Here is a 13,137-nt window from a genome sequence, read left to right as displayed (position 1 = left end):
GGAGCGATATCGGCCGCCTGGCTCGTACCGTGCGCATTACGGCGATCACACCCGGGCGTCGGTTAGTCTCCCCGCATGCTCGACCCCGTCCCCGCCGCCCGGCCCACAGGCGGCCTCGCCGTGCGCTGTACGAGGGCACTGCTCTCGCCCTGGTCCCGGTTCTCGCTGCTCGTCGCCGTGCTGCTGGCCGCCGCGGCGACGATGCTGTTCCTCGAACCCCAACGGTTGCTCGCCACCGGCTGGCCTGCCCAGCTGAGCGGTGGCGCCGCCGCGGTCGTGCTGTTCGGTGTCGCCTACGGCGTGTGCACCGTGGCCTTCGTACCGCGGCCACTGCTCAATCTCGCCGCCGGTGCGCTCTTCGGTTCGCAGGCGGGGCTGGCCGCTGCGCTGGCGGGTACCGTGCTCGGCGCGGGCATCTCGTTCGGGCTGGGCAGGGTGCTCGGGCAGGACGCGCTCCGTACGCTGCTGCGCGGGCGCTGGCTCAAGGCGGCGGACGGTCAGTTGAGCCGGCACGGTTTCCGCTCGATGCTGGCGCTGCGGCTGTTCCCCGGTGTGCCGTTCGCGGCGGCCAACTACTGCGCGGCCGTCTCGCGCATGGGGTATCCGCCGTTCCTGATGGCCACCGGGCTCGGCTCGGTCCCGAACACCGCCGCGTATGTCATCGCGGGCAGCGAGGCCTCGTCACCGACGTCGCCCGCGTTCCTGGCCGCGATGGGCTTCATCGTGCTGACGGGGCTCGGCGCGGCCGTCGTCGCCTGGCGCAAGCGCCACCGCCTCACCGCCGAGTGATCCGGTACGCGTGGGAGCGGACATCGGGGCGGTGGGTGGGGGCGGGGGTACGCGTATCGCTGTTCATCTGAGGGCGATACCCTGCCCGCGACCGACCGAAGATCTCCGGGCCCGGCACGGCCCTGCCCTCATTTGACCGCAATGCGCACGTTGCCGACGGCCTTACTGCCGTCGGTCGATGCACGATCACCTCCGGGATGGCCAAAGCCCCATGAGCTGGTTCGAATCGTTCGTCCTGGGCCTCGTTCAGGGACTGACCGAGTTCCTGCCGATCTCCTCCAGCGCACACCTGCGGCTCACCGCAGCGTTCGCCGGCTGGCACGACCCGGGTGCGGCGTTCACCGCCATCACCCAGATCGGCACGGAGGCGGCAGTCCTCATCTACTTCCGCAAGGACATCGTCCGGATCGTCTCGGCCTGGTTCCGCTCGCTGATGAACCGGTCGATGCGCGGCGACCACGACGCGCAGATGGGCTGGCTGGTCATCGTCGGCTCCATCCCCATCGGTGTGCTCGGCGTGACGTTCAAGGACCAGATCGAGGGGCCCTTCCGCGATCTGCGACTGATCGCCACCACCCTGATCGTCATGGGCATCGTCCTCGGCATCGCCGACCGTCTCGCCGCTCGCGACGAGGCAGGCGGCAGGCACCGGGCCGCCAAGGAACGCAAGACGCTGAAGGAGCTCGGCGTCAAGGACGGCCTGATCTTCGGCTTCTGCCAGGCGATGGCCCTGATCCCGGGTGTCTCCCGCTCCGGCGCCACCATCAGTGGCGGTCTGCTGATGGGGTACACCCGCGAGGCGGCGGCCCGTTACTCCTTCCTGCTCGCGATCCCGGCGGTGCTCGCCTCGGGTGTCTTCGAGCTCAAGGACGCGGGCGAGGGGCATGTGTCGTGGGGTCCGACGATCTTCGCGACGTTCATCGCATTCGGCGTGGGCTATGCCGTTATCGCCTGGTTCATGAAGTTCATCACGACCAAGAGCTTCATGCCGTTCGTCATCTACCGCGTGCTGCTCGGGCTGCTCCTGTTCGCGCTGGTGGCGGCAGGCGTGCTGAGCCCGCACGCGGGCGAGTCGGCGGGCTAGCCGGGGGGCCTGGGTCCTCTTTCGGCGCCCGAGCCACCGACGGAAGCGAGCAGCGCAAGGCCCTCGCCGAGCCGTACACGGAGGAGGGGTGGGTGCCGCGGGCATCCCGCCCGCCCCGACCGGTGCCGACCGGTGCCGACCGGTGCCGACCGCGCCGCATACCTCGCCGCGATCAAGAAGGTGGACCCGCGAATCGTCGAGGACGAAGAGAAGGCCATCGATGCCCGCCGCAACCAGCGCTCCTCGCTCGCGGGTGGAGACGACAAGGTGGATTGGCTTGCGGCGCAGCGATTCGGCAACGACGCCCGGCCGCTCACGGACGCACAGGGCAAGCAGTTGAATGCCGCGCTGCGGGGAACGCTGTGCCCTGCGTGACGTTGCTCCAAGCAAGCCAGGTGGCCCCGCCGACGGGGGACGCAGCGGGGCCACGGCCAGTGTGGCAGGGGTAAGCGAAGCTCGCGGCAGACTCCACAGGAACTAGAATCGAACTCACGTCCGATAATCCGTCGCGCCTGGTCATGCTGCGCTTCGCCCGCCGCATCGCCGTGCAGCAGGTCGAGCAGATCGACCGCTGAATCGCCGACGAGGAACGCCGCGAAGCCGAGTAGCAGCAGGGCGAAGCGCGCCAGCCGCCGCAGCCGGACTGGGTGATGGAACTCGGCATCGGCCTCCGCGCCCGCCCCATCGAGGTCCACGTTGGGCACTGCTACGCCATTGGGAAGCGGCACCGGGCCGTCAGCCGGGAGCAGGCCCTCGCCGCGCTCGCCGAGGGGATCCGGGCCTGCGCTCACCGCCGACCGGACACCGAGCTCGGGGTGCTGTGAGCAGCAGCCCGTCGCACCCTGGAGGGATGAGCGTTCCGATAGTCGTCCACGGCCTATCCCGCTCCGGCAGACGGAGGGTCACCGTCAACGGGCAGATCGTCGGGCTCGCCCACGATGACCGCTCTACCGATCACTTCCCAGTTGACCGGTTCACTCGTCAATAGTGAGATCCGGGTCGATGTGTTCGCTTTTACCGAACATGGAAAGCTCCAACGCCACCGAGGTGTGTGAGGAAGGGCGGCTCGGTAGCGCCGATCAGGACACGGCGACCTATCTCTACGGCAGGAGGACATTGATGTCGCAGGCCATTGCGGGTATCGACCCGACGGTACCGCCCAGCGGAACCGTCTGTGTGGAATGTGAAGCGGCGCAGGGCTGGTGGCTGCATCTGCGCCGCTGCGCCCAGTGCGGACACGTCGGTTGCTGTGACAGCTCCCCGGAGCAGCACGCCTCCCGACACTTCGCCGACACCGGGCATCCGATCATCCAGAGCTTCGAGCCGGGCGAGGACTGGTTCTGGAACTTCCGCACCAAGGAGATGTTCAGCGAGGGCCCGAACCTGGCACCGCCGCACCAGCACCCGCAGACGCAAACGGTGCCCGGCCCACACGAACGGGTGCCTCCCGACTGGCAGAGTCGCACCCACTGAGGCCGGGCCCCACCGGTACGAAGCGGGATGACGGGCGCCTGATCGCCGGACGTCAGCCCAGTTCCACGGGGGCGACCTGGGTGCCGACACCAGGCTCCCCCGCCTCGCGAGCGTAGGCCATGGCGTGGCCGGTGAGCTTGAGTTGCCGGGCCAGAGTGCGGACGCCGGCCACCATGGCACGGTCGTCAGCAGCCACGGTCGCGAGATCGAGGTCTTGCAGGGCTTGGTCGACGACCTGGATGGCCCCGGAGAAGGGGCCGTCGTCGAGGTACATGCGCTGGCTCTGCTGTAAACGTCCGGCGGCTCTGAGCGCCTGCCCGAACACGTCACGGATGCCCTGGTCACCGAGGAGGTCGGCGGTGCGGTCCGGGATGTTGAACATGACTGTTTCCAATCGGCCGGCCCCGCGCCGCCTACAGAGTCTCGCGGCTGCTCGAACGCGGCCACGTCGACATGGTGGAGCTGCAGGCCGGACGCGGGGAGTGGTTCTGCGCGCTGGCGTGGGCGCGGTTGCTGGGTGAGCAGGGCCGGCAGGCCGACGCGTTGGAGGTGCTCGCCCCGTACCTGGCAACCGGCTGGTGGACGGCCGTTGTAGCCGCGGCCGAGCTGCTGGAGGGCTGGGGCCGGGTCGACGAGGCGATCGAGATCACCCGGGTCCGCATGGAGGCCGGGCACCCGATGGCGCTGGAGTCCTACACGCGCCTACTCGCCCGGCACGGTCGCGGCGAGGAGGCGTTCACCTTGCTGCGACCGCACCTCGGCGAGCTATCCCTCTCCGTGGCGCTGGTCGACGTCGCGGCCGCCGCCGGACGCGACGAGGAAGCCGCCGCGCTGCTCGCCGCCCGGACCGAGCACCGGTGTTCCGACTTCCCGTGGTGCTGCCGAGGCCTCGATCGCGACACGGCGATCGGGCTGCTCGCCACGATCCACGAGCGCCAAGGCCGCATTGACGAGGCGATTGACCTGCTGCGCACCCGGGACGCCACCTCGGTCAACGGCCAAGACCAGCTGGCCGATCTGCTGGCCCGGCACGGCCGGACCGGGGAAATGCGCGCCTATGCGGCGACCGAGGAGCTGGGGTACGCCGGGCAGCGCCTCGCGGAACTGCTGGAGGAACGCGGTGACGTGGAGGGCGCGATCGCCGTGTACCGGCAGACCGGCGACTCATCCCTTCGCCGGGGCAACATGACGGTGCAGCTCGCGCGGCTCCTGGCCCGGCACGGCCGGGGGAACGAAGCGATCGACGTGATGCGCGTCCAGACCGACGCCCGCAACGGGGACGACTGGATCCTCCATACTCTGTCCGACCTGTGCCTCGACCAGAGCCGCCCCGAGGACGGCCTGGAGCACCTCGACGCGCTCGCCGCCGCCCGCAGGGGCGAGGAGGAGTGGGACCTGTACCGGATACGGCTGCCGCTGCTCGCCGCCCGCGACGGCGTCGACGAAGCGATCGCACAGGCCCGCTCCCATCCCGAGGGCGCCACCTCGTACGCGGCGCCGCACATCGCCGAGTTGCTCGCCGACGCCGGACGCACCGAGGAGGCCGTCGCCGTCCTCGAACAGCACGCCTCCACAAACAGCCATGACCTGGCCGGCTACCTCATCGACCTCGGCCTCGTCGAGAACGCCCTGGCCGTCCTCCAGCGGCGTACCCCCCGGCCGCCCGAGCTGTCGGACGGCCCCTGGCACGACGATCCCCCGTTCTGAGGCCCTGCCCGGTTTGGGCCTGCTGGGTGGCGGCCCGTCACCGCGCCTCGACCTGGGGCCGGCCGCCGCCGTGCCGCGCCCCCCGTACCTCGGCGGACACCGCCGACCGATCAAGCACGGAGATGCGACGGTCGACGTCTCTTCGAATCAGTCGGCAGCGTCGCATAGCCTGTGGTCGTAGCCGTCGCGATGGGTGAGGACCTCCTCCATGTGGCCCTCCGCCCATTCCTTGATTCCCCGCATGACTTCCTGGAGCGAGCGACCGAGATGGGTCAGCTCATAAGTGACGGTGACGGGCACCGTGGGGGTCACGGTCCTGGTCACCATCCCGTCGCGCTCGAGTGAGCGCAACGTCTGCGTCAGCATCTTCTGGCTCACGCCCGAGATCCGGCGTGACAGCTCGGAGAAGCGCATGGGCCGCGGTTCGTCGCCGGAGGCAGCCCCAGGACGCGGGCCGTCCCCGCCCAGGGCGGCGAGCACAAGGGCGACCCACTTGTCGGAGATTCGCTCCAGGAGTTGGCGGCTGGGACATGCCGCGAGGAATGCGTCGTACTCCGCTTTGGCTACGGCCCGCCGCTGGGACGCGGTGCTGGTCGGCATAACTCATCTCTTCCGTTCGGTGACTTACGCACCTCAAGGTGCCTACTTCCCATTGGGAAGCAGGCACCTTCATGGTGGTGCTGCACCACAGCGATGGCAAGACCACCTCACAAGGCCTCCACGAAGGAGCAGATGGCGATGAATCAGATGACGTCCCGGCGGGCCGTGGTCCGTGTGCCGTCCGGGCCCCAGTCGATCGAGACCGTCGACGTCCCGGTGGCTGAGCCGGGGCCGGCGGAGATCCGGGTCAAGATTGCCGCCGCAGCGATCAACCCGGTCGACCTGGGGGTGGCCGGGGGCGTCTTTCACCAGCTCGGATTGGTCCACCAGCCGGACTACACCGGTCTCGGCTGGGACTTCGCCGGCACTGTCGATGCGGCCGGACCCGGCGTCGAGTTGCAGGTCGGCACCCGTGTTGCCGGGTTCATCGACGGTTTCGACCGCGACCACGGATCCCATGCCGAGCACCTCCTCGTCTCCGCCGCGAATGTCGCCGTCGTTCCGGACGGCATGGACCTGGTCGAGGCGGCGGCGGTGCCGCTCAACGCCACCGCCGCAGCCCAGCTCGTCGACCTCCTCGGTGAGGCGTCGAGCGAGGCTCGGCGCTTGCTGGTGACCGGCGCGGCCGGTGCGGTGGGCGCGCACGTCGCCGTACTCGCCCAGGACCGCGGCTGGCAGGTGACCGGGATGGCTCGAGCGGCCGACGAGCCGTTCGTCCGGGGCCTCGGCGTCGACTTCGCCACCGATCTCGGGCGGGGCTGGGATGCCGTCGCCGACGCCGGAGCCCTGCAGGAGCACGCCCTACGGGCGGTGCGCGACGGTGGCCGTTTCGTCGGCGTGCAGCCGGCCTCGCGGCTTCCCGAGGAGCGCGGCATCGCCGTCGAGGTCGTGTTCGCCCATCCCGACGGTGCGCTTCTCGCCCGATTGCTCGCACGGGTGACGACGGGGGAACTGCCGGCTCGCGTCCACGCCGTCGCGCCGCTCGACGAAGCAGCCGGTGCCTACCAGGCGATGGCCAAGGGCGGCGTCCGCGGCCGGATCGTTCTCGTCCCGTGACAGCGCGGCGTCGTCTCGCGACTCGGGCCGTGACAGCGGGGGCCCCCGGAACCCGATCGATGTCCTTTGGGTCCGGCGGATCGACGATCGATGTGCTCGCCGGCCCTCGAGAGGAGTCCTTCGCCCGGATCGCCGCCGCGGACGAGCGGGACGCCGAGCACCTGCACGAGATCCACGACAACCACTTCGTCAAAAAAGATTCCCTCAACGGACAGGACAGCTGATGCTCACCACCAGTGCCACTGTTCTCGCCGGCCTGCTCGGCGCGGCCCTCATCTTCATGGGCGGGCGCGCCTTCACGACGCCGCAGGCCGCCGTCGGATTCGGCATTCCCGATACACCGGCCGACGACCCCGCCTTCCGGCCCTGGCTGCGCGTGAAGGGTTTGCGCGAGATCGCGTGCGGGGTCTTCGTCTTCGTTCTGATGCTCGTCGCGACGACGTCGCTGCTGGGTTGGTACGTGATGGCGCTCGCTGCGATACCCGCCGGAGATGCGGTGGTCGTGCTGCGCAGCGGTGGGCCGAAGGGCGCCGCCTACGGCATCCACGGCGCAACGGCGGTGGTGATGCTGGCGACCAGCATCGGCCTCCTGGTCTGACTCGCCATCGAGATCCGATCCTGACTACGAGGCTCCGTAGGGCATGTTCCGCCGAGGTTTCCCGCGGAAGGCTCGCCGATATTCTTTCCACCTCGACAACGACCCCGGTTGCGAACGCAACCTGGGTCGTTGAGTATTTCGGATCTACGCTCTGGCGAGAGAAGATCCCTTCTGGTGGATGGCGATCAAGGCGTGGAGCAGTGCAGGGCGGAGGTGGTCGCGAATTCGGGTGCGTGCGGCCGGAGTCATGCCGGCGACGATTCGGGCCGCGTCCTCTTCGGGCAGCTCCGGGAGGCGCGCGGTGAGGCGGACTGCCAGCTCCGCCCACTCCGGCGGCGGGGCTTTGCGGCGGGTCACAGGCCCTCCGGACGCCGAACGCGGACCCGCCTGGCCGGCGGGGCCACGCCCGGCCCGTCGACCTCTCCAGACGCCGTCGGCTTCGCGACCTGCCGACGAACCTCCCGCACCGTGATCAGGTCCGTCGGCGAGCAGTCCAGGATCCCGCACAACGCGGCCAGCGTGTCCATCGAAAGCCGCTGCGGAGGCTGCGTGACCAGCCGGAACACCTGCTCACGTGACAGGTACACCCCGTACTCGGCCAGGTGCGGCACCAGGTCCGTCGTCTGGTACATGTCCCGCTCGGCCATCAGCCGGCGCAGATTCCACTCGAACCCCATCCTCCTCATCACCGCACGCCCACCTCCCTTGCGCCCGTACGTTCCGTTCGGCGCCGCAACGACGCCTCCATCAGCCGGTTGCGGTACTCGTCCGACACCCACGTGTACAACGCCGTTGTCGACGCGTAAGCATGGCCGACCTGCTCCTGGACGAACCTCTCGGGATACCCGAACTCGATCAGGTGCGTGATGTAGGTGTGCCGCAGGCAGTGCAGCTCCAGCTCTTCCGGCAGCCCGGCGTGCGCACGAACGGCTGCGAACACCTCGTCCAAGCGCCGCACTCCGAGTCGTCCGCACCGCTCGGTCATCCACAGCGCCGGATGGCCGCCCGGCGAGAAGCCGGCCCGTACCTCGTCCACCCACGCTTCGGGAACGGGGACGATCCAGTCGACCTCCGGCGCTGTGAGTACCGTGCGTCGCTTGGGCGGGCTGCCGCGCGAGGCCTTGCCAAACCGCACCTCCGGCGCGCCGAACCGCCCGTAGTCCTTCGCCCGACGGTTGTGCCGCAGGTCCTGCAGGTCCAGCATCGATGTCTCACGCCGCCGGGTGCCGTACGCATAGACCTGCTTGAGCATCACCTCGTCCCGCCACGCGGCCAGGACACCCTTGCGGCGGCGCTTGCGCTTCTGCTCGACCAGGTCGTCGGCAGCGTCGAAGAGCGCCTGCAACTCGTCGTAGGTCAGCGCGCGCCGCCCCGGACGGCCCTCGAACTCGTCACGTGGTCGGCGGTGTTCCAGTCGTGGCAGACCTGTGCCGGGACCTGCCCGAACGCCTCCTCGCAGGCGGTGGCCCACCCGTACCGGCCATCGACGATGAAAGCGCAGAACATCTGGAGGTCGCCTTGCTGACCACGCACCGTTGAGTGCGCCAGCGGAGAGTCGCCCGACAACTGGCGTGAGAAGTACGCCTCGACGTCCTCCGGCGTCCACTCCCACGGATACGTCGCCGTGAACACCGCGAACCGGCGCACCAGGCTCAGCCGATCGTCTTCCTCGCCAACAGTCTGCTCTGCTACTGCTGCTTCTCCCACCCCCGCAACATCGCCTCGAACATCGTCGGCGCAGGGTCCAACGCCCGCACATTTCCCGGCACGACCAGCCGAAACGCCCCCGGCACATCCACAGTCCGCACGACCACCCCACGATTGCATCCGATGCAACATCGTGGCGTTGACTTGCCATCAGCCGAGGCCAGACCCCCGACGTCACACGAACGAGTGGCTACCTACGGCACTTCAGCCAGGTCACAACCGTGCCTAACCAGTGCGATATTGATTCAGGCAAGACAACTCCGCCTACTTGCTGTCACACGCCTCAGCTAGCGGGACCATGCGGTCAATATCCAGGCCACTCGGTGCGGTGACGGTGATGCCGTCGTAGTACGAGTACCACTCCCCCGCGGGCACCTTGCAGCCGGCCTCGACGGTCGCAGGGATGCGAGATTCCGAAATGAGCACGTCGGCCCTGGTGTTGCACGAGTCGTGATCGGCGTCCACCCAGTCTGCACGACTCACCGGTCACGGCCTAGCCGTCCCGCACCCACGGCCGCAGCTTCTCCGGATTGCGGACCGCCCAGATCCGGGTGACGCGGCCGTCGGCGACATCGAACGAGGCTACGGTCATGACGGCGCCGGCACGCTGGGCCACCAGGCCCGGCACACCGTTGACCGACCGCTCCAGGAGTTCGAGCCCGGGAGCCTTGTCGGCGATGGCGACCATGTACTGGGCAATGCGCGCACCGCCTTCGATCGGGCGTAGGACGGTACCGACCATGCCGCCACCGTCGGCGGTCATCACGGCGGCCGGGTCGAGGAGGTCGACGAGGGCCGCGATGTCCCTGGTCTCCCATGCCTCTTTGACATGCCGCACCACGTCGGCCTGCCCGGCCGCCGTCACCGGAGCCCGCGCGACGCGCACCCGCCGCCGGGCGGAGGCCGCGAGCTGCTTGCAGGCCGCAGGGGTCCGGCCGAGGATGTCGGCGATCTCGGCGAAGGGGTACCGGAAGACGTCGTGCAGGACGAACGCCACCCGCTCGGCGGGTGTCATCGACTCCAGGACGACGAGGAAGGCCATGGTCACCGATTCGTCCAGGACCATCTGGTCGGCGGGGTCGGTGCCATGACCGTGGTCCCACTCGGCGTGGTCGGGCAGCGGATCGGGCAACCACGCGCCGACATAGCGTTCACGCCGGGCCCGCGCCGAGCCGAGCACGTCCAGGCAGATGCGGCCGGTCACCGTCGTCAGCCAGGCGCCGGGGGATACGATCTCGTCCTGCCGGCCTCGCGGCAGCGCGTACCAACGCGCGTAGGCCTCCTGTACGGCATCCTCGGACTCGGCCAGTGAACCGAGCAACCGGTAGGCGACATTGATCAGTTGGCGCCGCTCACCGGCTATCTCATCGGCGCTCGTCCCAGCCGTCCCCATGCTCCCGACCGCCTCCTCGCCTTACCTTTCGCAGGCCCGCGTCGTCGGGCTGGTGAGACCTTATCGATCTACTGCCCCCGGGCGGAAAAGGGGACCGTGGCATGGCAACCCAGGCGACGACACAGCGCCGCTTCTCGTTTCTGCAGATCGCGATCACCCTGCAGACCCTGACCATCTTCCTTCAAGCGGTCTCCGCCGGACTGCTGCTGACCTCGTCCTACGGAGAGACGCTGCACAGTGCCGGAGCCCGCGTGATGTACGGGGCGTCGATGCTGTATGTGCTCGCGGCGGTGCTGGCGTGGAAGCCGGGCGGGGGCTCGCCCCGGCCCGTCTGGCACGCATCCGGCTTCCTTGTCCTCGCCTCGGTCCAGGTCGTGCTCGGCATCGCGCACATACCGTCGGTCCATCTCCCCCTGGGCGTCCTGATGTTCGGACTGAGCGTGCTGGCGCTGGCGCGGCGCTGAAATCCGATGCGGGCGCATACCGGGATCAGCTGGGGCCCGTCTGGCGGATCGGGCCGCGTCAGGGGACCCGCTCGCCTTTTGTGCTGGTGAGCGGGGGCCGGCGCGACGAGATGCATGCCGAGGAGGGCGACAACGCGGAGCGTAGGCAACCGACGACAACGCCGCAGAAAATGGGGGCTCCCCTGCTCGGGCTGACCCCGGAGTTGCTCAGCCTGGATCCCCAGGCGGACGCGCGCTGACCTCGGTCGGACACCACAAGGGTGGGGCTGCCCGATAGCCGGCCGTCGCGCCCCGAACACTGAACGAGCGGCGGCCCCGGCTCACCCCTGGCCCGCCGCTCGCCGAACTTGGTTCTGTCAGCAATCTCGTCAAGGGCACGGGCCACGCCACCGACTGGCGACCGTCAAGTCTCCCGGTGCCCGGGCGTGTCGACACCCCCGGTCGCTCTCGCAGGCTCGTCGCAGCGCACGCACAGACGGCTGCCGTCGCCCAACGCCTCTTGACAAACCCGCAGACCGGAGACAACGTCTCAGGCGCGGCGGACCCGCCAGAGCCATGCTGCCGTACCGGCCAGCAGGGCGAGCATCACCAGGTTGGCCAGGAGGGCCGGGGCGCCGCCCGCCGGGCCGCCGCTGGACAGGTTCCAGGTGGCGATGATGACACTCGGCAGGACGGCGGCAAGCAGTACGCCGGTGGTCTTCTGGACGGCGGCCCAGTGCACCGAGGTGCAGAGAAGTACCGCGCCAGTGACGCGGAACAGGACGCCGAACAGCGGCCCGGGGAGGTCGGGGAAGACCATCATGAAGGGCAGCGAGAGGGTGAGCATCAGGAGCGGGACCAGGGGGTGCACCTTGCCACGCCGGGCGGGTGCACCGACACCGCCCCGGGCCGGGGCCCCGGCGGCCCCGTTCCCCGCCTCGGCCAGCGCCGTCGCCGCGATCGTGCGGGGGTCCCCCAGCTCCGCCAGGACCTCGCCGATCGCGGCATCGGGGCGTTCGGCGCGCGTCACCTCGATGTGTTCGGCGAGGTCGGCGAGGAGTTCCCGGCGACGGTCGGCGGGGAGCGCGGAGGCCTCGCGCTCGACGGCGGAGAGGTAGTCGCGTACAAGGTCGGTGGCGGTCTTCATGCGAGGTCTCCGGTGGAGGGGCGCGGGGTGGTCAGGAAGGTGTCGACGGCGTTGCGGAAGCCGGGCCAGACGCGGGCGAACTCGTCGAGTGCGGCCCGGCCGCTGTCGGTGAGCGCGTAGTAGCGACGGGGTGGTCCGGAGGCGGACTCCTGCCAGGTGGTGGTGACCAGGTCGTCGCGGCGGAGCCGGGAGAGCAGCGGGTAGACCGTGCCCTGGCTGGTGGCCAGGGCGCCGGAGTCCTCCAAGGCGTGGAGGAGTTCCACGCCGTAGCGGGGCGGTCCCGCATCAGGGCGAGTACGCAGTACTCCAGGACCCCCTTGCGCAGCTGGGCGGCCGCCCGGGCCTGCCTGGCCGAATCACCTGGTTCCCTGCGATGCAAGATACCTGGTGGGGCAAGCAAGCGGGAAGGGGGGCGCGGATTGACCCATCTGTCTGGTGGCGCTGGTGCTTACGGCCTTCTGGGTCGTCACCAGGCTTTGATCAGGCGGGTGACTCCGACAAACCCGCAGATCGGAAACAACTTCTCACTCTGGCGGGACCGACTCGACGAAGGCCGATTGCCGCGGCCGCCGGGATTGGAATGCCCGTTTGATCTCGTTGCGGAGCAACGGCGAGTATCTGCGGGTCAGCAGGTTCCAGATCGCTCCCCAGCCCGGGTCCAGGTTGGACGGCGCGTGTGCGGCAAGGTCCTGGTACTGCCCTCGCAGTTCGGACAAGGGCAGCTTCAGCAGTCGTGTGGTCATGCTCAGCACCGCGGTTGTCGCTGGGGGCGAGTACCAGCCGGTCGTGAATGTCGCCCTCGCAGTACGCAGTGATCAACTGCTCAAGTCCGCAAGAGTTCCGAGCTGATCCTCGGCTTCGTCACTCCGCCCATGGACCAAGAGGAGCACTCACACATCCCCTGCATGGCCGGATAGCCACAGATGTTCGTAACTCAACGTCGAATGAGCACTTGCGCGGAGTACTCGCCAATTCCGGTGAACAACCACCAACAAGGATGAACAGTCACATACGCCCACCGATGGCACTCAAGCGCCCGACATGGACTCGAACACATGTACGACTCACCGTCCGACCTGCCCCGCCTCCGCACCCTGCGGACTTATCGCGACCGCGAGCGCCTCTCCCGCATTACCTGAG

The 13,137-nt window shown here is 69.2% G+C and carries 20 protein-coding genes and 1 pseudogene; 10 read left to right on the top strand and 11 right to left on the bottom strand.

The features are described 5' to 3' along the window. The first annotated feature begins 75 nt into the window (after positions 1-75). From OG609_RS35130 to OG609_RS35110, 5 genes are all read left to right on the top strand, one after another. Positions 76-789, top strand: a complete 714-nt coding sequence (locus OG609_RS35130) for a TVP38/TMEM64 family protein (protein ID WP_327276514.1) — start codon at positions 76-78, stop codon at positions 787-789. A 211-nt stretch (positions 790-1,000) separates the two neighbouring features. Continuing rightward, the gene (locus tag OG609_RS35125) at positions 1,001-1,873 is read left to right on the top strand and encodes an undecaprenyl-diphosphate phosphatase (protein ID WP_327276513.1); all 873 of its coding nucleotides are present in this window, start codon (positions 1,001-1,003) and stop codon (positions 1,871-1,873) included. A gap of 132 nt (positions 1,874-2,005) precedes the next feature. After that, complete coding sequence (locus tag OG609_RS35120; protein ID WP_327276512.1) at positions 2,006-2,248, top strand: hypothetical protein; 243 nt, start codon at positions 2,006-2,008, stop codon at positions 2,246-2,248. A gap of 275 nt (positions 2,249-2,523) precedes the next feature. Beyond that, the gene (locus OG609_RS35115) at positions 2,524-2,697 is read left to right on the top strand and encodes a DUF6233 domain-containing protein (RefSeq protein WP_327276511.1); all 174 of its coding nucleotides are present in this window, start codon (positions 2,524-2,526) and stop codon (positions 2,695-2,697) included. A 295-nt stretch (positions 2,698-2,992) separates the two neighbouring features. Beyond that, the gene (locus OG609_RS35110; protein ID WP_327278289.1) at positions 2,993-3,346 is read left to right on the top strand and encodes a UBP-type zinc finger domain-containing protein; all 354 of its coding nucleotides are present in this window, start codon (positions 2,993-2,995) and stop codon (positions 3,344-3,346) included. Between the two features lie 52 nt (positions 3,347-3,398). On the opposite strand, the gene OG609_RS35105 is transcribed toward OG609_RS35110, so the two are convergent. Beyond that, positions 3,399-3,728, bottom strand: a complete 330-nt coding sequence (locus OG609_RS35105) for a hypothetical protein (RefSeq protein WP_327276510.1) — start codon at positions 3,726-3,728, stop codon at positions 3,399-3,401. Positions 3,729-3,799: 71 nt separating this feature from the next. On the opposite strand from OG609_RS35105, the gene OG609_RS35100 reads away from it, so the two are divergent. Continuing rightward, on the top strand, positions 3,800-5,053 hold the full coding sequence (locus OG609_RS35100) for a tetratricopeptide repeat protein (RefSeq protein WP_327276509.1): 1,254 nt from the start codon (positions 3,800-3,802) through the stop codon (positions 5,051-5,053). A 147-nt stretch (positions 5,054-5,200) separates the two neighbouring features. Here OG609_RS35100 and OG609_RS35095 read toward each other — a convergent pair whose 3' ends face one another. Further along, positions 5,201-5,653, bottom strand: a complete 453-nt coding sequence (locus tag OG609_RS35095; RefSeq protein ID WP_327276508.1) for a winged helix-turn-helix transcriptional regulator — start codon at positions 5,651-5,653, stop codon at positions 5,201-5,203. 138 nt (positions 5,654-5,791) lie between these two features. On the opposite strand from OG609_RS35095, the gene OG609_RS35090 reads away from it, so the two are divergent. The 3 genes from OG609_RS35090 to OG609_RS35080 are packed head-to-tail and all read left to right on the top strand — an operon-like array spanning position 5,792 to position 7,307. Continuing rightward, positions 5,792-6,709 carry an NADP-dependent oxidoreductase gene (locus OG609_RS35090; RefSeq protein ID WP_327276507.1) on the top strand — a complete coding sequence of 306 codons (918 nt, stop codon included), beginning with the start codon at positions 5,792-5,794 and terminating at the stop codon, positions 6,707-6,709. Between the two features lie 59 nt (positions 6,710-6,768). After that, the gene (locus OG609_RS35085) at positions 6,769-6,933 is read left to right on the top strand and encodes a hypothetical protein (RefSeq protein WP_327276506.1); all 165 of its coding nucleotides are present in this window, start codon (positions 6,769-6,771) and stop codon (positions 6,931-6,933) included. Beyond that, entirely contained in the window at positions 6,933-7,307 is a 375-nt protein-coding gene (locus OG609_RS35080; protein WP_327276505.1) for a DUF4267 domain-containing protein, read from the top strand. The genes OG609_RS35085 and OG609_RS35080 overlap by 1 nt, the downstream gene beginning before the upstream one ends. A gap of 144 nt (positions 7,308-7,451) precedes the next feature. On the opposite strand, the gene OG609_RS35075 is transcribed toward OG609_RS35080, so the two are convergent. The 6 genes from OG609_RS35075 to sigJ form a co-directional block, all read right to left on the bottom strand. Next, a complete protein-coding gene (locus OG609_RS35075; RefSeq protein WP_327276504.1) occupies positions 7,452-7,664 on the bottom strand; it encodes a hypothetical protein in 213 nt (70 codons plus the stop codon). Beyond that, a complete protein-coding gene (locus tag OG609_RS35070) occupies positions 7,661-7,996 on the bottom strand; it encodes a helix-turn-helix domain-containing protein (protein WP_327276503.1) in 336 nt (111 codons plus the stop codon). The genes OG609_RS35075 and OG609_RS35070 overlap by 4 nt, the downstream gene beginning before the upstream one ends. Beyond that, positions 7,993-8,652 (bottom strand): tyrosine-type recombinase/integrase, encoded by a 660-nt coding sequence (locus OG609_RS35065; RefSeq protein ID WP_327276502.1) that lies wholly within the window; start codon positions 8,650-8,652, stop codon positions 7,993-7,995. Before OG609_RS35065 ends, OG609_RS35070 begins: the two co-directional genes overlap by 4 nt. A gap of 11 nt (positions 8,653-8,663) precedes the next feature. Beyond that, the gene (locus tag OG609_RS35060) at positions 8,664-9,014 is read right to left on the bottom strand and encodes a hypothetical protein (protein ID WP_327276501.1); all 351 of its coding nucleotides are present in this window, start codon (positions 9,012-9,014) and stop codon (positions 8,664-8,666) included. Between the two features lie 264 nt (positions 9,015-9,278). After that, positions 9,279-9,497, bottom strand: a complete 219-nt coding sequence (locus OG609_RS35055) for a hypothetical protein (protein ID WP_390097448.1) — start codon at positions 9,495-9,497, stop codon at positions 9,279-9,281. 10 nt (positions 9,498-9,507) lie between these two features. Further along, complete coding sequence (sigJ, locus tag OG609_RS35050; RefSeq protein ID WP_327276500.1) at positions 9,508-10,407, bottom strand: RNA polymerase sigma factor SigJ; 900 nt, start codon at positions 10,405-10,407, stop codon at positions 9,508-9,510. Positions 10,408-10,508: 101 nt separating this feature from the next. Here sigJ and OG609_RS35045 point away from each other — a divergent pair, with 101 nt between their 5' ends. Further along, positions 10,509-10,871 carry a hypothetical protein gene (locus tag OG609_RS35045; RefSeq protein ID WP_327276499.1) on the top strand — a complete coding sequence of 121 codons (363 nt, stop codon included), beginning with the start codon at positions 10,509-10,511 and terminating at the stop codon, positions 10,869-10,871. Positions 10,872-11,400: 529 nt separating this feature from the next. Here OG609_RS35045 and OG609_RS35040 read toward each other — a convergent pair. The 3 genes and pseudogenes from OG609_RS35040 to OG609_RS35030 form a co-directional block, all read right to left on the bottom strand. Beyond that, on the bottom strand, positions 11,401-11,997 hold the full coding sequence (locus OG609_RS35040) for an HAAS signaling domain-containing protein (RefSeq protein WP_327276498.1): 597 nt from the start codon (positions 11,995-11,997) through the stop codon (positions 11,401-11,403). Then, positions 11,994-12,283: pseudogene (locus OG609_RS35035) on the bottom strand (PadR family transcriptional regulator). The gene OG609_RS35040 and the pseudogene OG609_RS35035 overlap by 4 nt, the downstream one beginning before the upstream one ends. Before the next feature lie 238 nt (positions 12,284-12,521). Then, complete coding sequence (locus OG609_RS35030) at positions 12,522-12,740, bottom strand: hypothetical protein (protein WP_327276497.1); 219 nt, start codon at positions 12,738-12,740, stop codon at positions 12,522-12,524. Between the last annotated feature and the right edge of the window lie 397 nt (positions 12,741-13,137).

The sequence above is a fragment of the Streptomyces sp. NBC_01224 genome, from assembly GCF_036002945.1.
Classification (GTDB): Bacteria; Actinomycetota; Actinomycetes; order Streptomycetales; family Streptomycetaceae; genus Streptomyces.
The sequence above is the reverse complement of the archived record's forward strand: the minus strand, read 5'-3'. Positions and strand labels throughout refer to the sequence as shown.